Below are 20,259 nucleotides of genomic sequence, written 5' to 3' on the forward strand. Positions count from 1 at the left end.
GGAGCGTCTAGGCTTCCTGGCATGTTGAAGGTGGGCCTGACCGGCGGCATCGGTGCCGGCAAGAGTGAGGTGTCACGGCTGCTCGTCGAGTGCGGGGCCGTGCTGATCGACGCGGACCGCATCGCGCGGGAGGTCGTCGCACCGGGGACCCCGGGTCTCGCCGCGGTCGTGGAGGCCTTCGGCGAGCAGGTGCTCGCCCCCGACGGCGGCCTCGACCGCCCCAAGCTGGGATCCATCGTCTTCGCCGACGCGGCGAAGCTCGCCACCCTCAACTCGATCGTGCACCCGCTGGTGGGCGCCCGCTCCCGCGAGCTGGAGGAGGCCGCCGCCGACGACGCGGTCGTCGTCCACGACGTCCCGCTCCTCACGGAGAACGGCCTCGCACCGCTGTACGACCTCGTCATCGTCGTCGACGCGGCCCCCGAGACCCAACTCGACCGGCTCGTACGGCTGCGCGGCATGACCGAGGAGGACGCGCACGCGCGGATGGCCGCCCAGGCGACGCGCGAGCAGCGCCGGGAGATCGCGGACGTCGTCATCGACAACGACGTCCCGCTGGAGGAACTGGAGCGCCGCGTGAAGGACGTGTGGGCCGAGCTGACGCGCAGGTCCCACGCGTCCCGGCCGGACCCTCGGTGACGACCGGCTCCTCAGTGGCGGCCGGCCCCTCAGTGGCGGCCGGTCCTTGAGTGACGAGAGGTCCCTCAGGAATAGCGGCACCCCGAGGGGGCGTTGAACCTTTCCCGTGAGGGAAGGACTCTGCCGTGCCCGAGACCAGCGGTTCCACCGGACGTACCCCGGAGACGCACGTCATCGACTTCCGTGCCGCCGAGCAACTGCTCGCCGCGCGGGACCCGCGGGGCGCGGTGAAGCTGCTCGACGGAGTCATCGCCGCGCACCCGGAGAACACCGCCGCGCGACTGCTGCGCGCGCGTGCCTTCTTCGCGGCGGCGCAGCTGCGGCCGGCCGAGCTCGAGTTCTCGATCGTCCTGGAGCGGGAGCCGGACAACGCGTTCGCGCACTTCGCGCTCGCCCGCACCTATGAGCGGCAGAACCGCCCCGACCAGGCGAAACGCCATTTCCGTCTGGCGGCGGCGCTGGACCCGAACCCGCAGTTCCAGAAGGCCGCGCGCTTCGACTCGTGAGCGGCTGTCCCTCTCTGTCTCATCCGCTTCGTCTGCCTCGTCCGCCTCAGGGGTGGTCCTCGGGTGGCCGGTAGGGCGGGATGTCGGGGCCCGGCTGCCAATGCGGGCCCTGGCGGATGTGCCTGAGGACGACGACCAGGTCGATCGTGACGACCAGCAGCAGCACACCGCAGGCGATGGCCCAGCCGGTCCGCCCGGCGAGGGTGAACGCGACCGTGCCGAAGAGCGCCCAGACCAGCCCCCACACGCTCAGCCAGAAGCGCGCCCGCAGGGCACTGCGCGCGGTCGCCGGTTCACTGCCTGTACGCATCGCGATCTCCGCTCCTGCTTGCAACGTACTCCCCGCCGCGAACACGGACCACCAGGGGAGCTGGGGCCCGTGCGGGACATCGTTCACCCGGTCGGGTGAAGGCGGCCGGGAGAGGAACTGGCGTGCGGGCGTGGCCCGTTGGACGGGCATGGAGATGAAATTGCGTGAGGGGTACGAAGGGACAGGGCCCGGGGCCATCACCCCGGACGGCTGCGCGGTGGAGCTCTACTCACGACTGCCCGTCGGGGAGGAACCGAACATCATCGCCGGGGCGGTGCCCAAGGGCGCGCACATCCTGGATCTGGGCAGCGGGGTCGGCCGCATGACCCATGCACTGCTGGAGCGCGGGTTCACGGTCACCGCGGTGGACGAGTCCGCCGAGATGCTGGAGCGCGTGCGCGGGGCGCGGACGATATGTAGCCCCATCGAGGATCTGGACCTGGGCGAGACCTTCGACGTGGTGCTGCTCGCCTCGTTCCTCGTGCACGCGGGGGACGCGGAGGTGCGGCGAGGCCTGCTGCGCTCCTGTGCGCGCCATGTCGCGGAGGGCGGCCCCGTGCTGATCCAGCGGGAGGGCGCGGACTATCACACGAACCTGCCGCGCGAGCGCGTGGACCCGAGCGGCTTCACCGTACGGATCGTGTCGGCGGAGCCGGTCGGCGACGGGGTCAACTCGGTGCGCGCGGAGTACGAGTTCCCGGACGCGGTCTGGACACAGACGTTCCGGGCCCGGCCGCTGACCAAGGAACAGTTCGAGGAAGCGCTGGCGGAGGCGGGGCTGAAGGTGGACCGGTATCTGACGGACGACGGGACATGGGTGAGAGCGGTGCGGGCGTAGGCGGCCCCGGGGTGCGTGCGACAGTGAACGGGTCGGAGACGGCCTGGCGTCTGACCGGCTACGACACCGTCTCGACGTCCCTGGCACTGTGCGGGGACGCCGAACTGCGCCGACTGCTCGACACGGCCACACCGCTGGGCACCGGCATCGGGGGAAAGTCGGCCCGGCTGGACGTGTCCGGTACGCCGGTCTTCGTGAAGCGGGTGCCCCTGACAGACCTGGAGCGGAGACCGGAACACATCCGGTCCACGGCCAATGTGTTCGGGCTGCCGATGGTCTGCCAGTACGGCGTCGGCGGGCCCGGGTTCGGGGCGTGGCGCGAGGTCGCCGTCCACACCATGACCACGAACTGGGTGCTCTCCGGGCAGTTCCAGGGCGTTCCCCTGATGTACCACTGGCGCGTCCTGCCGGACGAGGCGCCGGTCCTGACGGAGGAACTCACCGATGTCGACAAGGCCGTGGACTACTGGGGAGGGAGCGCGGAAGTACGGCGGCGCATCGAGGCGCTGCGACAGTCCTCGGCGAGTGTCGCACTGTTCCTGGAGTACGTCCCCCAGACGCTCCACGCCTGGCTGACGGCTCAGGCGCGAGCCGGTGGCGAGGCGCTCGACCGGGCGTGTTCCCTGGTGGAGAAGGAACTGAGGGTCGGTACGTCCTTCATGAACAGCCGTGGACTGCTCCACTTCGACGCCCACTTCGAGAACATCCTGACCGACGGCCGGCGCCTGTACTTCGCCGACTACGGCCTCGCCCTGTCCAGCCGCTTCGACCTCTCGCGCGCCGAGGCCGACTTCTATGACCGGCACAGCACCTACGACCGCTGCTACACGGCCAGTTACCTGGTGAACTGGCTGATCACCACCTTGTACACGGGTGACTGGGAGGCACGTGAGGATCGTGAGGCACTGATACAGGCATGGGCCGAAGGGCGACGACCCACCGGCTCGCCGCCCGGGATGGCGGAGATCCTCAGCCGCAACGCCCCTGTCGCTGCCGTGATGACGGACTTCTACCGGCGAGTCCAGGGGGTGAGCAGGACGACGCCCTATCCGGCGGAGAGGCTCCGGCAGCTCTGCCCGTGACTGCCAGAACTTCCGCTGGACGGCGATGAGTTCGAGGGCGAGCGGCGGTCTACCTCTTCGACACCACCACGGACCGCTTCCCACAGGAGACCTTCATGTCTGAGACCACCGCTCCCGCCACCCCCGCCTCCGCTCCCGCCGGGGTCGTCGCCGAGTCCGCGACCGCTCGCGGGCGGCGCGCCCGGATCGCCCTGCGTGGTCTGCAGGTGCTGCTCGCCCTCTTCTACGCGATCCCGAGCGCCCTGCCCAAGCTGATCGCCCACCCCTCGGCCGCCGAGTCCTTCGAGAAGCTCGGCTGGGGCAGTGCGGGGATGTACATCATCGGGGTGCTCGAACTGGCAGGAGCGGTGGCGCTGTTGATCCCGGTGCTCCAGTCGGTGGCGGCGATCGCGCTGAGCGCGTTGATGGTGGGCGCGTTCATCGTGCAGATAGCCGTGTTCGACGGGCAGTACGCGGCGACGCCGCTTATCCTGATCGTGCCGCTCGCCCTCATAGCCTGGGCGCGGCGGGGGCACAACGCGGATCTGCTGCGACTGCTGGGGCGCCGGGCGTGACCGGGTGACACCGTGTCGAGTGCGATGCCGGGGGCGTCCGGGCGGGCCGAGGGGCTCGTCCCGGGCGCCGACGCGCGGCGGTGCCGTGCTCTACGGCTGTTGTGGCACTCCCCGGCCGGGGCCATCGGGTCCATGGTCTTCACCCTTATCCGTCGCGACGGTCCGCTCACGGCGTGGTTTTGCCGATCTCCTTGCTGATGTCGCTGCCCAGACCGCTGCCGCCGCCGTCGCCGGGGCCGGGCAGGCCGCTGCGCAGGCGTTCCATTTCGCGGCGGTCTCGCTTGGTCGGGCGGCCCGCGCCGCGGTCGCGGATGCCGGCCGGGGCGACGGCGTCGCGGGGCGGGGGCGGAGGGGAGTTGTCGATGTAGCACTGGGCGGCCACGGGGGCGCCGACCCGCTTGCGGATCAGCCGTTTGACGACGACGACTCGCTCCCGGCCCTCGTGCCGCAGGCGCACTTCGTCGCCGACGCGCACGGCGTGTGCGGGCTTCACGCGGTCGCCGTTGACGCGGACGTGCCCGCCGCGGCAGGCGGTGGCTCCCATGGAACGGGTCTTGACGAGCCGCACGGACCAGATCCAGCTGTCGACGCGGACGGTCTCGCCGCTCTGCGGCCCGGCCGCGTCGGCGGAGGCGATCGCCTCGGCGACCTTCGGGTCGAGGGCCGCCGCGTCGAGTCCCTTCGCCTCCGCGTCGCCGGAGTCGTTCGCCGTGCCTTGTGAAGCCATGTCCCCGACCTTAGTCCTCGGAGTGGTCCAATCGGGCGGGGAATCGTCCTTCGGCCAGCATCTACAAAACAAGTTTTGCAAAATGTCTTTTGCTGAATGCGGGTGGCGGCCTACGCTCCCCGGCATGGACAGCGACGAGCACAACCGCGTACTCGACCCCGAGCACGACACCGCCGCCCTGAAGGCCCTCACCCACCCCCTGCGTATCCGGCTGCTCGGGCTGCTGCGGCAGGACGGGCCCGCCACGGCCAGTGAGCTCGCCACGCGGACGGGGGAGTCGTCGGCGTCGGCCAGTTACCACCTGCGGGTGCTGGCGAAGTACGCCTTCATCGCCGAGGCCGAGCATCGTGACGGGCGGGAGCGGCGCTGGCGGGCGCTGCACACCGTGACGTCCTGGAGCAACGAGGCGATGGAGTCCTCCGCGGCGGGCCGGGCCTTCGTCAGCCTGGCGCGACGGCGGCAGCTGGAGCACCTGGAGTCGTCCCTCGCCCGGCACGAGGCGGACATGGCCGGCGGGCGGCTCGGCCAGGAGTGGGTGGAGGCGTCCGGGATCAGCGACCTCATGCCCCGGCTGACGCCCGGCTCGCTCAACGAACTCTGGGAAACGGTCGCCGGGAAGCTGGAGGAGCTGACCGCCCGGGACGCCGACGACCCGCGCGCCGAGCACGTCGTGCTCCTCACCGCCGGCCTGCCGCTCGCCCCGCGCGACCCCGAGGACGGCGACGCACCCGAGGGCGAGGGCGCCGACAGCGAGGGCGCCAATCGTGAGGGCACCGGCCACAAGGGCACCTCATGACGCACCGCACCGACAAAGCGCACCGCGCGGACAAGACCCACCGCGCGGACGAGGCACCCGGCATACGGATCGTTCGCCGCCGCTATGCCGCCATCTGCGCCCTGTTATGGCTGCCGCCGGGCCTCGGCCTCGCCTCGATGGTCCTGCTGCTCGGTGAGCGCGGGATGTCCCTGGCCGCGATCGCGGGGCTCTTCGCCGCCCACTCGCTGACCGTGGCCGCGCTGGAGCTGCCCACGGGCGGTCTCTCCGACGTCCTCGGGCGGCGGCCGGTCCTGGCCACGGCCGGTGCGCTCAACATGGTCGCCTGCTGTCTGGTCGGTCTCGGCACCACCGTCTGGGTGCTCGCCGTCGGCATGGTCCTCATGGGGATGTCCCGCGCGCTGGCCAGCGGTAGCGCCGAGGCCTGGTACGTCGACACCGTCCAGGCGAGCGCGGGACCCGACGCCGAGCTGCGGACGGGACTGGCCCGGGGCGGCACCGCGACCTCCGCCGCCCTCGCGGCCGGTCTGCTGCTCGGCGGGGCCCTGCCCTGGCTGCTCGGCGCGGGCACCGGCCTCGGTGCCGGGCTGAGTGAGGCGACGTCCGGGGTGGTGCTGCCCCTGTCCGTGCCCCTGCTGCTGGGAGCCGCCGTCAGGATCGTGCTCGTCGTGTACGTACTGGCCGTCCTGCGGGAGCCGCCGCGGCCCCGGGTCACCCTGCGTTCCGTGCTGCGCGGCGTCCCGGTCACCGTCCTGGACGGGCTGCGGCTGGGCGGACGGGACGCGCTGGTCCGTCGGCTCATGCTCAGCGCGGCCGCCGCCGGAGGCGCCCTGGGCGTCGTCGAGTTGCTGATACCCGGCCGTACCGTCGAGGTGACCGGGGCGAGCGGCTCCGGGGCACTGGCCTATGCCGCGCTCGCCTGCGTGGGCTTCGTCTGCTGCGGTGTCGGCAGCCATCTCGCCCCGTTCACCGCCCGGGTCGCGGGCGGCGGGGAGCGGGCCGTGCTGATCTGTCTCGGAACAGGCGTGGCCGGCCTGCTGCTGCTCGCGGTCACCGCCTCCTCCACCCACCTGCTCGCCGTCACCGTCGCGGTCACCGGCTTCTGTGTCTTCTACGTCGGCGTCGGCGCGGTGACCCCGAACCAGAACGATCTGCTGCACCGCCGCGTCTCCAGCGCCGGCCGCGCCACCGCCCTGTCCGTGCAGTCCCTCGCCCTGCAACTGGTCGGCGCGCTCACCGGCCTGGTGGTCGGGGCGATGCGGCCGGGCCCGCTGCCGTGGTTCCTCACGAGTGCGGTGCTGCTCGCCGGAGCGCTGCTGTGGGCCCGCCGAGGAGAGGAGCGGGTCGCGCAGGTCACCACCACCCGCTCCGCCTCTACCGTGGAGTGATGGACGCCAGTGGCCTTCCCCTCCTCGACCGGCGCATCGCGGCCTGCCGGGCCTGTCCGAGGCTGGTCTCCTGGCGCGAGGAGGTGGCCCGGGTCAAGCGGGCCGCGTACGCGGACTGGACGTACTGGGGCCGGCCGGTGCCCGGGTTCGGGCCGGAGGACGCCCGGCTGCTGATCGTAGGACTCGCCCCCGCCGCCCACGGCGGCAATCGCACCGGGCGGATGTTCACCGGCGACCGCTCCGGGGACGTCCTGTACGAGGCGCTGTACGACGTGGGTCTCGCCTCCCAGCCCATCGCCGAGCACGCCCACGACGGCCTGGAGCTGTACGGCGTACGCGTCACCTCGCCCGTGCACTGCGCACCGCCCGCCAACAAGCCCACCCCGGAGGAGCGGGACACGTGCCGTCCCTGGCTCGTGCGGGAACTGGGGCTGCTGCGTCCGACCCTGCGGGCCGTCGTCGTGCTCGGGGCCTTCGGCTGGCAGGCCGCGCTGCCGGCGTTCGTCGAGGCGGGCTGGTCCGTGCCCCGGCCGCGCCCCGCCTTCGGCCACGGGGTCCGCTACGACCTCGACGGTCTGGAACTCTTCGGCTGCTTCCACGTCAGCCAGCGCAACACCTTTACCGGCCGGCTCACCCCGGAGATGCTGCGCGACGTCCTGCGGACGGCCGCCGAGGCGGCGGGGCTGCTGCGGGACGGATGAGCTTCTACGGGAGTTCTTCGTCCCCGAACAGATGCCGCACCGTGGAGCGGTAGTTGGTCCGCACGTGCGTGAGCGCGTGCGCCCGGGCCCGGTCCGGGTCGCCCGAGGCGATCGCCTCGTACAACTCGCGGTGCTCGACGAGGAGCTGGGGCCACTCCTCGTTGCGCCGGGTCATCCAGCGCAGCCGGCCGGCGACCGGTTCCAGGGCCTCGGTCAGCAGGCTGTTGCCCGCCATCGCCACGATGCGGTCGTGCAGACGGCTGTTGACGTCCGTGATCGCCTCGGCGTCCTCGGCCTCGGTCGCGGCGGCGGCGCGGTCGATCAGTCCCTGGACCTCGGCCAGATCCTCCGGCGTCGCGCGGGACGCGGCCAGTCCGGCGGCATAGACCTCCAGCGCCTCGCGCAGTTCGAACAGTTCCTTGACGTCGGTCGGGGTGAGGCGGCGTACGACCGTGCGGCGCGGGGTCTCGAAGTGGACGAAGCCCTCGGCGACCAGGGCCCGGATCGCCTCCCGGACCGGGACGCGGGAGACGCCGAAACGCTCCGCCAGCTCGCGTTCCACCAGGCGGTCGCCGGGGCGGAGGCTGCCCGCGATGATCTCCTGCCGCAGCTCGGTGGTGACGCGTTCGCGCACTGCGCCCAGGGGTTCGATCTTCGTCATGCAGCCCATCTTCGCCGAGGCGAGGGGTGTTTTACGGAGCGTTAACAACAGCGACATCGGTCAGAACGGTTGACGGGGAGACCATGAGCGCAGTTTGGTATACCAAACGCGCGCCCATTGAACCGTTGCCATCGAGCAGTCCTCCGTCGTCCCCTTGCTCATGGAGGCCCCGTGTCCCTCGCCGACCGTGCCGCGACCACCGGCACCCCCGCGTTCGTCCCCGATCCCCGGCTCACCAACGAAGACCTCGCGCCCGCGAAGAAGCGCAACTGGAAGGTCTTCGACCTCTTCGCCATGTGGATGTCCGACGTCCACAACCTCGGCAACTACACCTTCGCCGCCGGACTGCTCTTCCTCGGCATGAACGTCTGGCAGATCTTCACGTCGCTGCTCGTCGGCTTCGTGATCATCTACATCGGCATGAACTGGATGGGGAAGATCGGGCAGCGCCACGGCGTCCCCTTCCCGGTGGTCAGCCGGATCGCGTTCGGCGTCTGGGGCGCCAACATCCCGGCGCTGATCAGGGCCGTGATCGCCATCATGTGGTACGGCATCCAGACCTACCTGGCCTCCGTCGCCGTCAACGTGATGCTGCTCGCGGCCTGGCCGGGCCTGGAGTCGTGGACGCACAACTCCTTCCTGGGCCTCGACGCACTCGGCTGGGTCTCCTTCATCGCCCTGTGGCTGGTGCAGGCGGCGATCATCAGCCGGGGCATGGAATCGGTCCGGAAGTTCCAGGACTTCTGCGGTCCGGCGATCTGGCTCGTGATGATCGCGCTGGCCGTGTGGATCCTGGCCAAGGCCGGCTGGACGATCTCGCTCACCTCGACCCCGCACCCGGTCTCCGTGGGCGAGCAGTGGCGTCAGTGGTTCGGCGCGATCGGCCTGGTCCTCGCCACGTACGGCACGCTGCTGCTCAACTTCTGCGACTTCTCCCGCTTCTCGCCCGACTACCGGACGGTCAAGCGCGGCAACTTCTGGGGCCTGCCCATCAACTCCACGGCCTTCGTCATCGTGTCGGTCATCGTCACCGCGGGCGCCTTCGAGGTCTTCGGCAAGGAGATCACCGACCCCGCCTTCCTGGTCGCCGAGATCGGCAACACCTGGGTGCTCGTGGTGGGCGCGCTGACCTTCGCCATCGCCACCATGGGCGTCAACATCGTCGCCAACTTCGTCTCACCGGCGTACGACCTCGCCAACGTCTGGCCGCAGAAGATCACCTTCAAGGTCGGCGGCATGATCAGCACCGTCGCGGCGCTGCTCGTCACCCCCTGGAACCTCTTCTCCAACCCGACCGTCGTGAACTACTTCCTCGGCGGCCTCGGGGCCTTCCTCGGACCGCTGTTCGGCGTGATCATGGTCGACTACTACTGGGTCAAGCGCGGCCGGGTGAACGTGGACGAACTGTTCGACGCGACCCCCGGCTCCCGCTTCCACTACCGCAAGGGCGTCAACCCCAAGGCGCTGTGGGCGTTCCTGCCCGCGGCCGGTGTCGCCGCCGTCCTCGCGCTGGTGAAGACCTTCAGCGAGGTGGCGCCGTACTCCTGGTTCATCGGCACGGCCCTCGCGGCCGGGTTGTACGCGGCCCTGTGCCGACGTGAACGTGCCGTGTCCGCCCGGCCGGTGGAGGTCTGAGAGACGTGCGGATCGTCGTCACCAACTGCAACACCACGCAGGAGATGACCGAGGAGATCGTACGAGGTGCCCGGGCCGCCGCAGGCCCGGGCACCACCGTGAACGGACTGACCCCAGCCTGGGGACCCGAGTCGGCGGAGGGCTGGCTCGACAGCTACCTGTCCGCCGCGGCCGTCCTGGACACGCTGCGGACCTACGACGGACCGCCGTACGACGCCGTGGTCATGGCCGGATTCGGGGAGCACGGGCGGGAGGGCGTGCGGGAGCTGGTGGACGTGCCCGTCGTCGACATCACCGAGGCCGCCGCGCATCTCGCCTGCCTGCTGGGCCGCCGCTACGGCGTCGTCACCACCCTGGAGCGGTCGCGCGGCCAGATCGAGGACAGCCTGGAGACGGCGGGTGTGGCGCGGAACTGCGCCGCGGTCGTCGGCACGGGCCTGAACGTGCTCGACCTCGGCGACGACGAGCGCACGGAGACGGCGTTCCTCGCCGCCGCCGAACGGGCCTGCGCGGCCGGGGCGGAGGTACTGGTGCTGGGCTGCGCCGGAATGACCGGCTTGCAGCGGGCGGTCGGGGAGAAGCTGGGCCTGCCGGTCGTCGACGGGGTCGCGGCGGCGGTCAAACTGGCCGAGTCGCTGGTGGCGCTCGGGCTGACGACGAGCCGTACGGGCAGCTACGCGGCGGCGCTGCCGAAGCGGAGGGTGTGGGGGCGGCCCGAACGGCGGTAGTTCAGGACGGGCCGTCGAGGGTGACGTCGTCGCGGTGAGCCCCGTACAACGCCACCTGGCGGGCCATGACCTCCCGCATCGACGTGCCGCGCGGGATGCCGTACACCGTGCCGGGGAAGTCCAGCGCCTCCTGGATCTGCCACAGTTCGTCGTGCTCGCCGGGGGCGAAGAGCCGGGCCCGGGGCGCTCCCGCCGCGATCCAGCCGATGGGCAGGACCGTGCCGGGCGGCAGTACGGAGTTGACGTGCAGCACGCTGTGGATCCGCAGCTCTGAGCCCGTGCTCGCGACGGCCCCCGGGAAGACGCAGGCACCGGTGGCCACGAAGACCTCGTCCTCCAGGGTCGCCCCGTTCACATGGGCGTGCGGGCCGACGAGCACGGCGTCACCGATCACGGCGGGGTGCCCGGCCCGCCCCCGCACCAGCGCGTTCTCCATCACCACGACGTCGGAGCCGACCCGCACCTCCCCGTCCTCGGCGGTGAGCACCGCCCCGTGCAGCACCCGGCTGCGCTCCCCGAGGACGACGGCCCCGCACAGGACGGCCGTCGGGGCGACGTACGCGGACTCGGGGACGACGGGGCGCCGCCCGCGGTGCTCGATCAGCATGGAGTTCTCCTCAGGTCGGCGCCCCGTCGGGCACGACGGCTGTCGCCGTAATCTCCACCAGCTGCCCCGTGTACCCGAGGCACGCCACGCCGATCAGCGTCGACGCGTGCGGACCGGCACTGAGCCCGGACGCCTCGACGACCTCCCAGACGGCGGACAGCACGGCCGTCTCACCGCTCACGACGTACACCTCGGTCGAAACGACGTGCGGCAGGTCGCTGCCTACGGCGTGCAGTTGCTCCCGCAGATTGGCGATCACCTGCTCGGCCTGCAGTACGGGATCTCCGGGTCCGACGAGGTTGCCCTCGGCGTCGAGCGGCACGGACCCGGCGAGGAACGCCAGCCGGGTGCCGGCCTCGACGACGGAGGCGTGGGAGTAGGTGGGCGGCGGGAAGAGGCTCGGGACGGTGACGCGACGGATCACGCGGGGCTCCGATCTGGGGCGGTGACTGGGCGGTTGTCCGACCGATCATGCGGGGCCCGGTGCGCGTCCGCACCCGTATTTCGGTTCACGCGATCCGGCCGGTCCCTCTACGCTGCTCGGGCCGAGAAGGGGCGACGGCGGGATCTGACCCACTGGCCCGGGTGGTCAGCGACGCGGAGGCGCTCTTCGCACGGGCCGTGGAGTCGGCCCGCTCCTGGCGATTGCGTTCATAATGAACCCGGCTCTCCCGCACTCCGTCACGTTCCGGAAACCTTTCTTCCAGGAACCCCGCCTACCGTGGACAGCCACACCCCGCCCGGCCACCGTCGCCCGAAGGCCCACCCCTGCCCTCGACGAGACGACAGGAGCCCAGTGTCCCGATCCCGCCGCTTTTCCCTCGTGCTGCCGCCCTGGCTCGCGCACGCCCTGCGCGCCCAGCGGGGGCCGGTGCCCTGGAGCGCGGTGACGCGGGGGGCCCTGTCCGCCGGGCCGTTGCTGCTGGTGGCAGTGGCGACGGGACGTACCTCGCTCGGTGTCGTCGCCGCCATCGCTGCCATGCTCGCCGGGATCAACGACCGGCCCGGGAGCCGGCGGGTCTCGGTCAAGCGGCTCGGGGTGCCCGCGCTGGGCGGCGCCCTGGGCCTGGTGATCGGTACCTATGCCGGGCAGGGGACCGGCGCGGTCGTGCTGACCCTGGTCCTCACGGCCGTCGGGCTCATCGCCGGGGGGATGAGCGCCGTGGGGCCCGTCGCCTCCGCCTCCGGGACACAGTTGCTCGTCGGCGCGGCGATCGGCGCGGGGATGCCCCTGCCCGAGTCGGGGTGGCAGCGCGCGCTCGCCTTCCTCGCCGGGGCCGGCTGGCTGCTCGTGCTCCGGCTCGTGCTGCCCACGCCCGGCTCCCTCGCCGGGGACTTCCGCTTCGACGGGGAGCGGGCGGCCGTCGCCGGTGTCTACGACGCCGTCGCCGAGCTGCTCGACGCCGTCGGCGGGCCGGACGCCATCCGCCGCCGTGCCGCGCTCACCGCCGCCCTCGATCACGCCCAGGACGCCCTCGCCGGGCCCCGGCTGCGGCGCTACGCCTCCTCCTCCACCGAGCGGCGGCTGCACGCGCAGTACGCCGCCGCGCTGCCCCTCGCCGAGGCCGCCACCGCGCTGGCCTGGGCCGAAGAGGCCGTATCCGAACGGGCTTCCGAAGGCCCCCGGCGGCTCGCCGCCGCCGTACGCGACAACGCCCACACCGGGCCGCTGCCCGCTCCCTCCCGCTCGGTGCCCGCCCTGCGCGCCCTCGACGACGCCCTGCTCCAGGCCGCCGAGGTGTTCGACCAGGGCGGGGGCGGCGATCTGCACACCCGGCCCCGTACCGCCAGGGACCGGTTGCGCGCCGCCTTCGGCACCGCCGGACGCGAGTACGGACTGCGCGTCGCCCTCTGCTTCGGGGCCAGTTCCGCGGTCGCCCAGGCCCTGCACCAGACCCAGTGGTACGGCGAGCACGAGCACTGGTACTGGCTGCCCGCCACCGCCGTCTTCCTCGTCAAGCCCGACCTCGGGCCCCTGGCCTCACGGGTGCTGAACCGGGCCGCCGGGACCGTCCTCGGCGCTCTCCTCTTCGCCGGGTTCGCCGCCGTCCTGCCCCGCCCGGACGGGCTGATCGCGCTCGTCGCCCTCAGCGGGGCGCTGATACCCGTCGCCACCCGGCACTTCGCCGCCCAGACCGCCGTCGTCACCGTCCTCGTCCTCGCCCTGGTCATGGTCGGCGGCGAGGCGCAGGCCTCCGCGGGCCGGATCGGCGAAACACTGCTGGCCTGCGCGATCGTGCTGATCGTCGGGCATCTGCCGATGCCCGGCCAGCGCGGCGGGGGAGTACGCGCCCGGCTGGCGGCGGCGATCCGGGCCGCGTTCGCCTACCTCACCCATGTCCTCGACGAGGCCGACGCCCCACGCATCGGCGGCTCCGGCACCCCCTCCGACCACCGCGCCACCCGCTGGACCCTGCGCCGCGAGGCCTACCGCACCCTCGCCGAGGCCCGCACGGCCATCTCCCTGTCCGCGCACGAACTGCCCGCCCTCGCCCGGCACACCGAGGGCGCGGACGAGGTGGCCGACCTCCTCGAACGCCTCGTCGACACCACCACCGCCTGCGCCGTGCACCTCGACGACACGGGCCGGATCGGCCCCCGCCACACCGAACGCCTCACGGAGGTCCTCGACGAACTCACCGGACCCGGGGAACGGGTGGGGCTGCGACTGCCCCGGACACCCCTCGCCGGATAGCGCCCCGTCGTACCTTGGCGTGATGACGCCTGCTGCCACGGACAGCCCCGCCGATCTGATCATCAGCGCCTGTGCCGTCCTCGTCCACGACGACCAGGAGCGGATCGGCTTCGAGGAGGACGCCGCGATCGTCGTACGGAACGGGATCGTCGAGGCCGTCACGAGCACCGCCCAGGCCCGGGACCTGGCCGCCGCCGAGCGCCTCGACGCCCGTGGCCAGGTCGCCCTGCCCGGCCTGATCAACTGTCACACGCACGCGCCGATGGTCGCCCTGCGCGGACTCGCCGAGGACCTGCCCACCGAGGAGTGGTTCAACGACGTCATTTGGCCCGTCGAGTCCAACCTGACGGCGAAGGACATCGAGCTGGGTGCGCGCCTCGCCTGCGCCGAGATGATCCGCGCCGGCGTCACCTGCTTCGCCGACCACTACTTCGCCATGGACGAGGTCGCCGCCGTGGTCGCCGAGTGCGGCATGCGGGCACTGCTCGGCGAGGCCTATTTCTCCTCCCAGGGCCCCGAGGGCGGGGAGCGGTCACTGGACTTCGCGCTGCGGCACCGCGGCTCGGCGGACGGCCGTATCACCACCGCGCTCGCGCCCCACGCCCCCTACACCGTCGACGACACCGACCTCGCCGCCACCGCCGATCTCGCCCGCGCGCACGGCCTGCCCGTGCATCTCCACGCCGCGGAGAACCGGGGCCAGACGGACACCAGCCTCGCCCGCCACGGCGTCACCCCCATCGAGGTCCTGGCCCGCACCGGCATCCTCGACACGGACGTGCTCCTCGCCCACGGCACCGGCATCACCGACCGCGACCTGCCCGTCCTGGAGCGGGCGGGCGGTCGTACGGCCGTCGCCACCGCGCCCCGCGGCTATCTCAAGTTCGCCTGGCCCGACACCACACCGGTCCGCGCCCTGCGCGACATCGGCGTCGACGTCGGACTTGCCACCGACGGCGCCGCCTCCAACAACTCCCTCGACGTGTGGGAGTCCATGGCCCTCACCTCACTCGTCCAGAAGCAGACCGAGGGCGACCCCCGCTGGCTCACCTCCCGCCAGGCCCTGCACCACGCCACCCTGCAGAGCGCCCGTGCCGTGGGGCTGGGGGACAGCGTCGGCAGCATCGCGCCGGGCCGCAGGGCGGACATCGTCCTGGTCGATCTCACCGGCCCGCACACCCGGCCCGTCCACGACCTCGCGGCCACGCTCGTGCACAGCGCCCGCTCGGCCGACGTCCGCACCACGATCGTCGACGGACGGATCCTGATGCGCGACCGGGAGCTGCTGACCATCGATGTGCCTGCGGTGGCGGGGGAATTGGAGGAGCGCCTGCCCGCGCTCGTGGACCGCGGCCACGGCCGGCGCATCCAGGAGTACGACACCTGAGTCCCAGGAAAAACTTCGCGAGCCGGCGATGAGTTCCGCCCCTCCCACCGGTCACCACCCCGGACGGACCGTTGCCACAGGAGGGGTACAGGAGGGGTTCATGTCGTTTCCGGAGATCGTCTCGCGCGACCGGTGGCGCGCGGCGCGTGCGGAACTGCTGCTCAAGGAGAAGGCCGCCACCCGCGCGCGGGACGCGCTGAGCGCCGAGCGGCGCGGACTGCCCATGGTGGAGGTCGACGAGGAGTACGTCTTCGAGGGCGGGGACGGCAAGGCCACCCTGCTCGACCTGTTCGAGGGGCGGCACCAGCTCGTCGTCTACCACTTCATGTTCGCGCCCGAGTGGGACGCCGGCTGCCGCAGTTGCTCGGGATTCCTGGATCAAATAGGGCATCTCGCCCATCTCAAGGCCCGTGGCACGTCGTTCGCGGCCGTCTCCCGGGCGCCCTTCCCGAAGATCCTGCCCTTCAAGGCCCGAATGGGCTGGACGGTGCCCTGGTACTCCTCGCACGGCAGCGACTTCAACCGCGACTTCGAGGTGACGCTCGACCATGAGGGAGAGTTCTCCGAGCGCCCCGGCCTGAGCTGCTTCCTGCGGGACCGCGACCGGATCTTCCACACCTACTCGACGTACGAGCGCGGCCTCGACGGCCTCGGCTCGACCACCAGTCTGCTCGACCTCACCGCGCTGGGCAGGCAGGAGGCGTGGGAGGAGCCCAAGGGGCGGGCGTCGGCTCTTGGGGCGCCTGCGGGAAGCGAGCGCGTCCGCTATCACGACGAGTACGACGATTGACACGCAAAGTGAACACATCCGCCAAGAGGCTGAGAGGTTGGTCACACTTGGCGGTGAACGAGTGTCAACTACGTCTCAGAACCGTCACTTCGCGAGCCGTTCACCCCATGGTTGGCGTTTAACTCTACGAGTACAGCGCTACATGGAGGTGCAGGGTGGTGAACGGGCGAACGGTGCTCGAGCGCTTTCCCGCCGGTGGGCCGCGTGGCTCCTGGCCTGCGGAGGAGTTCGCGCAGGCACGGCGTCTGGAGGGCCTGCCCGCCGAGGTTGTCATGGACCTCGCGACGGACATGTTCCTGGTGATCGTGCGCAGCGGCGACAGCGCCGACGCCACGGCCTGACGGACGGCCCGGGCAAGGCGTGGCTCAGCCCGCCTTCGGGGCCGGCACCTTCGCGGCCGAAGCGATCGGCGGGGCCGTCGCGGGCGGGGTGGCCGTCGTGGGCGGCGTGGTCGTTGTGTGCGGGGTGGCCGCCGTGGGCGGCTTGGTGAACTGCTCCGCCTGGAGCGCGTACAGCTCGGCGTAGAGCCCGCCGGTGGCCAGCAGCTCGTCCGGCGTCCCGGACTCCACGAGCCGGCCCTGGTCCAGGACATGCACCAGATCGGCATGGCGTACGGACGCCAGCCGGTGCGTGATCAGTACGACCGTCTGGCCGCTGTCGGCCAGGGCGCGGATCCGCTCGAAGACCTCCAGCTCGGCGCGAGCGTCCAGGGCCGCCGTCGGCTCGTCCACGATCAGGATGCGGCCCTTGCGATAGGCCGCCCGGGCGATGCCCAGCCGCTGCCACTGGCCGCCCGACAGTTCGTGCCCGCCGCTGAAATTGCGGGCGAGCAGGGTGTCGAGGCCGCGTGGCAGATCCGCGACCACCGCCTCCGCCCCGGCCTCCGCGATCGACGCGGCCAGCCGCTCCTCGCACACGGGCGCCGACGTACGCCCCAGGGCGACGTTCACCCGGGCCGTGAACGGCCACCGCTTGAAGTCCTGCGCCACCATCGCGATCCGCTCGGCCAGCAGATGCCGGTCGGCGGTCGCCGCGTCCACACCGTCCCACAGGATCCGCCCCCGCTCCGGGGTGTACAGCCCGGCGAGCAGCTTGACCAGGGTCGTCTTGCCGGAGCCGTTCTCGCCGACCAGCGCCACGATCCGGCCCAGGGGGAGGGCGAGCGTCACATTGTCGAGAGCGGGGCGGGCCGACTCGCCGGGGTAGCGGAACGTGACGTTCTCGAAGCGGATCTCGCGCGGGTCCTCCGGCAGTTCCCTTCCGCCCGACGGGATCGCGCGCTGCGCCGCCTCCGTGTACAGCCGGTGCAGGTCGCCGACGAAGAGCGCCTCCTCGTGCAGCGCGTTGACCTCCACCACGAGTGTGTCGAGGCTCTGCGAGCCGGTCCGGATCGCGATCACGGCCGTACCCGCCACCGACAGCGCCATCGAACCCGCCAGCAGCAGTCCGCCGAGCGTCGCGTACGTCGCCACCGTCGCCAGGCCCGTCCACGCCGCCGCGATCAGGCCGGTACGGGCGGCGAGCCCGGCCAGACGGGCCTGCTCGGCCTCGGCCGTCTCCGACATCGCGCGGAAGTGCCGCAGCAGGAAGGCGCCCACGCCGTGCACCCGGATCTCCGGGGCCGCCTCGGGCTCGATCAGCAGATTGCCCAGCAGTCGGCCCGCGCGGGCATGCTGCACCCAGGCATTGAAGGACTCATAACGCCGCCGGGCCACGGTCAGCGCGCTCCAGGCACTCGGCAGCGTCATCGTCACCAGCAGCGGCAGCAGCGCCGGATGCAGCACGGTCAGTACGCCGGCCGCCGCGACCAGGGAGATCATCGCGTTGATCACACGCGTCCCGTACATGATCATCCGACGGGCGGAGGCGGCGCCGTACTGCGCGGTGTCCAGCAGCTTGTGGAAGGCGTGGTCCTCGATCGCGGCCAGTTCCACGGTCGCGGCCCGCTCCAGGTACCGCTCGGTCGCCACCCGCTCCACCTTGGGCTCCAGACGGCCGGTGGCGTAGGTGCTCGCGGCCCGCAGCAGTGCCGCGAGCAGCATCACGAGGGCCACCGTGACCAGCGCGGGGACGGCACCGCGCAGCCGGTCGTCGAGCGGCCCGCCGCCCATCAGCCGGGCCAGGACGCTGTTGACCGCGAGCAGGCTCACCGCCTGTGCGACGCCCCGGCCCGCCTCGCAGGCCAGCACGATCCGCGTGGCGCTCCGGTCGGCCTGCCGGGCGAGCCGGAGGCTGGACGCCAGCAGGGACGGCAACCGGGTGATCATCGCGCGGAAGTTCAGTTCCAGGAACGCGTCGGCGTGCTGGCTCCAGCCCATGTCGTAGCGCAGCGGCCCGCCGAAGAGCAGCCGCTCCGACTCGGACACCTCCGGCGCGGTCCGCTTCTTCCCCACCGTCGACCGACCTCCCCGCTCAGGTCCCGCTCGTGAACCAACGGCCACTATCGCGGGGGCGGAGCCCGCCCGGGCAGGGCGCAGCCCGGGGCGCCGGATGCGCGCGGGCGCACGACCGGACCCGGGGAGTTGTGGGGCGGCGCGGGGTCGTGGGGGTGGTGCGGATGCCTTGGCCTGGACGTGCTCGGGGGTCTTACGCGCCGGAGGGGGGGAGGCAGGGGTGGGGGTGCGTGGTGGCTGGGGCGTGCTTGGTGGGTCTGCGCGCGGGGGAGCCAGGCCGGGTGGGGCGTGTGGCGGCGGGTCGGGTTCGGCCGGCTCTGAGTGCCAGCCGGTCTGTGTGCGAGAGGTCCTGTGCGTCGGTAGGGCCGTGCTTGATGGGTACCGTGCGTCGGTAGGGCCGTGCTTGATGGGTACCGTGCGTCGGCCGGGCCGTGCTCGACGAGTGCCGCGCGTCGGGCCCGGCGGTGCTTGATGAGTGCCGCGTGCCGAACGAGCGGTGCTCGGCCGAGCCCTGCTCGACAGGCCCTACGCGCTGACCGGCCGCGACCAGGCCGGAGCTGTCCCCGTCACCCGGCACAGGGCCAGGTACAGCGGTATCGGCGGGGTGTACGGAAGCTTGCCGTCCGGGCGGTGGATCAGCCGGGGGAGTTCGGGGGCGTCGGGGACGATCGCGCCGGTGGCGTACCGCGCGGGGGCCGGCCACTCCAGGGCGTGGTCGGAGTCGGCGGGCACCAGCCACCACCAGTGCGTCCCGTCGGCGTAGACGCAGCCCGCGCGGGGCAGCCGGGGCATGACCAGCCGGCCGACACGGACGGGAACCGCGACCGCGTCGCAGCCGAGCGGCGCGGTCATGCCGTCGGGCACGGGCAGGCGCAGAGCAGGACCCGGCGTACGCAGCCCGCGCCGGAGGCGGGCGAGGGTGTCCAGGTTCAGTACGCGGCCACCGTGCGCGGACGTCATGCCGCTCCCTGCCCTGGGCGTCGCCTCTGGGCTGGAACCTCCGGCACGCCTCTGGCGTGACCTGTCCGGGTGTGACCTGTCCGGTGGTCTCCGTCCCCGTCGCCCGAGTCGTCGGACGGACCCGGCTTAGGGCGGGCGCCCCAGCCCAGGTCACTCCGGGGCTCGGACGGGTCGCCCGAGGTGTCGGCCGTGCGCGGCAGCTCGGCCCAGACCAGCAGCCCGAGGTCGTGCTCATGGGCACCCCAGGCCTCGCAGAGGGCGTCGACGAGGAGCAGTCCCCTCCCGTGCTCCTCCTCGGGCCGCGTCCGGCCGGCCGCGTGGGGCTGGCCCGGGGCGCAGCCCTCGTCACGCACCGCTATCCGCACCAGGTCGTCGCCGTCGTGCAACTCGCACACTATGTGGGTGCTCGCCGTGTGCACGATGGCGTTGGTGACCAGCTCGGAGACCACCAGGGCCGCGCTGTCGCACGTGTCCTCGCACACCGACCAGCCGGTCAGCCGGGCCCGCGTCAGGCGTCTGGCCTGTGCGGGGGAACCCGGATGTGCGGCCAGCTCGAAACGGAACCGGCGCTCGGCAGCGACCCCGGCGGGGCCGACTCCGGCGGTACCGAGGCCGAGTGGGCCTGCGGCGGCGTCTGTTCCTAAGGGCGCGGACGGAATCACGCTTGCCACTATCGCCCCGGCGTGAACACTTGGCAAGTGTCACTCTGAAAATTGCAGAGTGCGCTGTGACGGCCTGGAAGGCCGTGGCACACTGCATCGCAACAGCACTCCGCGCGGCGCCAGTTGAGATCGTCGAAGGTTCGTTCGAAACGTCAGTTCGGATCGGCTCTTCGTAAGGGTCTTCGCATGGCGCCGCAGGGCTGTCAGCGTTCTTTTCGTGG

Annotated in this window: 22 protein-coding genes; 14 read left to right on the forward strand and 8 right to left on the reverse strand. The window is 72.1% G+C overall.

Translation table 11 applies throughout. The features are described 5' to 3' along the window. Window positions 1–21: 21 nt before the first annotated feature. Window positions 22–639 carry a dephospho-CoA kinase gene (coaE, locus tag NNW99_RS29085; RefSeq protein ID WP_215122131.1) on the forward strand — a complete coding sequence of 206 codons (618 nt, stop codon included), beginning with the start codon at window positions 22–24 and terminating at the stop codon, window positions 637–639. A gap of 125 nt (window positions 640–764) precedes the next feature. Further along, window positions 765–1,145: a M48 family metallopeptidase gene (locus NNW99_RS29090; RefSeq protein ID WP_189728861.1), complete on the forward strand. Its 381-nt coding sequence runs from the start codon at window positions 765–767 to the stop codon at window positions 1,143–1,145. A 46-nt stretch (window positions 1,146–1,191) separates the two neighbouring features. On the opposite strand, the gene NNW99_RS29095 is transcribed toward NNW99_RS29090, so the two are convergent. Further along, on the reverse strand, window positions 1,192–1,455 hold the full coding sequence (locus tag NNW99_RS29095; protein ID WP_215122132.1) for a DUF6343 family protein: 264 nt from the start codon (window positions 1,453–1,455) through the stop codon (window positions 1,192–1,194). A 160-nt stretch (window positions 1,456–1,615) separates the two neighbouring features. On the opposite strand from NNW99_RS29095, the gene NNW99_RS29100 reads away from it, so the two are divergent. The 3 genes from NNW99_RS29100 (at window position 1,616) to NNW99_RS29110 (ending at window position 3,929) form a co-directional block, all read left to right on the forward strand. Continuing rightward, on the forward strand, window positions 1,616–2,293 hold the full coding sequence (locus NNW99_RS29100) for a bifunctional 2-polyprenyl-6-hydroxyphenol methylase/3-demethylubiquinol 3-O-methyltransferase UbiG (RefSeq protein WP_251057972.1): 678 nt from the start codon (window positions 1,616–1,618) through the stop codon (window positions 2,291–2,293). 11 nt (window positions 2,294–2,304) lie between these two features. Next, window positions 2,305–3,375 carry a protein kinase family protein gene (locus NNW99_RS29105; protein WP_255986534.1) on the forward strand — a complete coding sequence of 357 codons (1,071 nt, stop codon included), beginning with the start codon at window positions 2,305–2,307 and terminating at the stop codon, window positions 3,373–3,375. A gap of 95 nt (window positions 3,376–3,470) precedes the next feature. Continuing rightward, window positions 3,471–3,929 (forward strand): DoxX family protein, encoded by a 459-nt coding sequence (locus NNW99_RS29110; protein WP_215122134.1) that lies wholly within the window; start codon window positions 3,471–3,473, stop codon window positions 3,927–3,929. 166 nt (window positions 3,930–4,095) lie between these two features. On the opposite strand, the gene NNW99_RS29115 is transcribed toward NNW99_RS29110, so the two are convergent. After that, a complete protein-coding gene (locus NNW99_RS29115; protein WP_251057973.1) occupies window positions 4,096–4,656 on the reverse strand; it encodes an RNA-binding S4 domain-containing protein in 561 nt (186 codons plus the stop codon). A gap of 124 nt (window positions 4,657–4,780) precedes the next feature. On the opposite strand from NNW99_RS29115, the gene NNW99_RS29120 reads away from it, so the two are divergent. From NNW99_RS29120 to NNW99_RS29130, 3 genes are read left to right on the forward strand one after another with little or no spacing between them, the layout of a single operon-like run. Further along, the gene (locus NNW99_RS29120; RefSeq protein WP_215122135.1) at window positions 4,781–5,452 is read left to right on the forward strand and encodes a helix-turn-helix transcriptional regulator; all 672 of its coding nucleotides are present in this window, start codon (window positions 4,781–4,783) and stop codon (window positions 5,450–5,452) included. Further along, on the forward strand, window positions 5,449–6,819 hold the full coding sequence (locus NNW99_RS29125; protein WP_215122136.1) for an MFS transporter: 1,371 nt from the start codon (window positions 5,449–5,451) through the stop codon (window positions 6,817–6,819). Before NNW99_RS29120 ends, NNW99_RS29125 begins: the two co-directional genes overlap by 4 nt. Then, window positions 6,819–7,520, forward strand: a complete 702-nt coding sequence (locus tag NNW99_RS29130; RefSeq protein ID WP_215122137.1) for a uracil-DNA glycosylase — start codon at window positions 6,819–6,821, stop codon at window positions 7,518–7,520. The genes NNW99_RS29125 and NNW99_RS29130 overlap by 1 nt, the downstream gene beginning before the upstream one ends. Before the next feature lie 4 nt (window positions 7,521–7,524). Here NNW99_RS29130 and NNW99_RS29135 read toward each other — a convergent pair whose 3' ends face one another. Then, a complete protein-coding gene (locus NNW99_RS29135; protein ID WP_215122138.1) occupies window positions 7,525–8,181 on the reverse strand; it encodes a GntR family transcriptional regulator in 657 nt (218 codons plus the stop codon). 171 nt (window positions 8,182–8,352) lie between these two features. On the opposite strand from NNW99_RS29135, the gene NNW99_RS29140 reads away from it, so the two are divergent. Together NNW99_RS29140 and NNW99_RS29145 are read left to right on the forward strand one after the other, a co-directional pair. Beyond that, a complete protein-coding gene (locus NNW99_RS29140; protein WP_215122139.1) occupies window positions 8,353–9,816 on the forward strand; it encodes an NCS1 family nucleobase:cation symporter-1 in 1,464 nt (487 codons plus the stop codon). A 5-nt stretch (window positions 9,817–9,821) separates the two neighbouring features. Continuing rightward, window positions 9,822–10,544 carry an aspartate/glutamate racemase family protein gene (locus tag NNW99_RS29145; protein WP_215122140.1) on the forward strand — a complete coding sequence of 241 codons (723 nt, stop codon included), beginning with the start codon at window positions 9,822–9,824 and terminating at the stop codon, window positions 10,542–10,544. 1 nt (window position 10,545) lies between these two features. Here NNW99_RS29145 and NNW99_RS29150 read toward each other — a convergent pair whose 3' ends face one another. Then, window positions 10,546–11,151, reverse strand: coding sequence for a gamma carbonic anhydrase family protein (locus NNW99_RS29150; RefSeq protein WP_215122141.1), 606 nt, complete (start codon window positions 11,149–11,151; stop codon window positions 10,546–10,548). Between the two features lie 10 nt (window positions 11,152–11,161). Beyond that, window positions 11,162–11,575: a RidA family protein gene (locus NNW99_RS29155; protein ID WP_215122142.1), complete on the reverse strand. Its 414-nt coding sequence runs from the start codon at window positions 11,573–11,575 to the stop codon at window positions 11,162–11,164. Window positions 11,576–11,947: 372 nt separating this feature from the next. Here NNW99_RS29155 and NNW99_RS29160 point away from each other — a divergent pair, with 372 nt between their 5' ends. From NNW99_RS29160 to NNW99_RS29175, 4 genes are all read left to right on the forward strand, one after another. Then, window positions 11,948–13,846: an FUSC family protein gene (locus tag NNW99_RS29160; RefSeq protein ID WP_215122143.1), complete on the forward strand. Its 1,899-nt coding sequence runs from the start codon at window positions 11,948–11,950 to the stop codon at window positions 13,844–13,846. Between the two features lie 22 nt (window positions 13,847–13,868). Beyond that, on the forward strand, window positions 13,869–15,233 hold the full coding sequence (locus NNW99_RS29165) for an amidohydrolase (protein WP_215122144.1): 1,365 nt from the start codon (window positions 13,869–13,871) through the stop codon (window positions 15,231–15,233). Window positions 15,234–15,333: 100 nt separating this feature from the next. Further along, window positions 15,334–16,023 (forward strand): DUF899 domain-containing protein, encoded by a 690-nt coding sequence (locus NNW99_RS29170; RefSeq protein ID WP_215122145.1) that lies wholly within the window; start codon window positions 15,334–15,336, stop codon window positions 16,021–16,023. A gap of 158 nt (window positions 16,024–16,181) precedes the next feature. Next, a complete protein-coding gene (locus NNW99_RS29175; protein WP_189728827.1) occupies window positions 16,182–16,364 on the forward strand; it encodes a hypothetical protein in 183 nt (60 codons plus the stop codon). 24 nt (window positions 16,365–16,388) lie between these two features. On the opposite strand, the gene NNW99_RS29180 is transcribed toward NNW99_RS29175, so the two are convergent. The 3 genes from NNW99_RS29180 to NNW99_RS29190 form a co-directional block, all read right to left on the reverse strand. Then, window positions 16,389–18,416 (reverse strand): ABC transporter ATP-binding protein, encoded by a 2,028-nt coding sequence (locus NNW99_RS29180; protein WP_215122146.1) that lies wholly within the window; start codon window positions 18,414–18,416, stop codon window positions 16,389–16,391. A 525-nt stretch (window positions 18,417–18,941) separates the two neighbouring features. Beyond that, window positions 18,942–19,376 carry a hypothetical protein gene (locus NNW99_RS29185; RefSeq protein WP_215122147.1) on the reverse strand — a complete coding sequence of 145 codons (435 nt, stop codon included), beginning with the start codon at window positions 19,374–19,376 and terminating at the stop codon, window positions 18,942–18,944. Further along, window positions 19,373–20,047, reverse strand: coding sequence for an ATP-binding protein (locus NNW99_RS29190; protein WP_370869167.1), 675 nt, complete (start codon window positions 20,045–20,047; stop codon window positions 19,373–19,375). The genes NNW99_RS29185 and NNW99_RS29190 overlap by 4 nt, the downstream gene beginning before the upstream one ends. Window positions 20,048–20,259 lie beyond the last annotated feature (212 nt).

This window comes from Streptomyces sp. CRCS-T-1 (assembly GCF_024442335.1).
Taxonomy (GTDB): Bacteria; Actinomycetota; Actinomycetes; order Streptomycetales; family Streptomycetaceae; genus Streptomyces; species Streptomyces koelreuteriae.

What these genes read in the sequence shown, in the direction of transcription:
- coaE (WP_215122131.1), top strand. Translation starts at nt 22, where the DNA reads ATGTTGAAGGTGGGCCTGACCGGCGGCATCGGTGCCGGCAAGAGTGAG.
- NNW99_RS29095 (WP_215122132.1), bottom strand. Translation starts at nt 1,455, where the DNA reads ATGCGTACAGGCAGTGAACCGGCGACCGCGCGCAGTGCCCTGCGGGCG.
- NNW99_RS29110 (WP_215122134.1), top strand. Translation starts at nt 3,471, where the DNA reads ATGTCTGAGACCACCGCTCCCGCCACCCCCGCCTCCGCTCCCGCCGGG.
- NNW99_RS29115 (WP_251057973.1), bottom strand. Translation starts at nt 4,656, where the DNA reads ATGGCTTCACAAGGCACGGCGAACGACTCCGGCGACGCGGAGGCGAAG.
- NNW99_RS29120 (WP_215122135.1), top strand. Translation starts at nt 4,781, where the DNA reads ATGGACAGCGACGAGCACAACCGCGTACTCGACCCCGAGCACGACACC.
- NNW99_RS29125 (WP_215122136.1), top strand. Translation starts at nt 5,449, where the DNA reads ATGACGCACCGCACCGACAAAGCGCACCGCGCGGACAAGACCCACCGC.
- NNW99_RS29130 (WP_215122137.1), top strand. Translation starts at nt 6,819, where the DNA reads ATGGACGCCAGTGGCCTTCCCCTCCTCGACCGGCGCATCGCGGCCTGC.
- NNW99_RS29135 (WP_215122138.1), bottom strand. Translation starts at nt 8,181, where the DNA reads ATGACGAAGATCGAACCCCTGGGCGCAGTGCGCGAACGCGTCACCACC.
- NNW99_RS29150 (WP_215122141.1), bottom strand. Translation starts at nt 11,151, where the DNA reads ATGCTGATCGAGCACCGCGGGCGGCGCCCCGTCGTCCCCGAGTCCGCG.
- NNW99_RS29165 (WP_215122144.1), top strand. Translation starts at nt 13,869, where the DNA reads ATGACGCCTGCTGCCACGGACAGCCCCGCCGATCTGATCATCAGCGCC.
- NNW99_RS29170 (WP_215122145.1), top strand. Translation starts at nt 15,334, where the DNA reads ATGTCGTTTCCGGAGATCGTCTCGCGCGACCGGTGGCGCGCGGCGCGT.
- NNW99_RS29185 (WP_215122147.1), bottom strand. Translation starts at nt 19,376, where the DNA reads ATGACGTCCGCGCACGGTGGCCGCGTACTGAACCTGGACACCCTCGCC.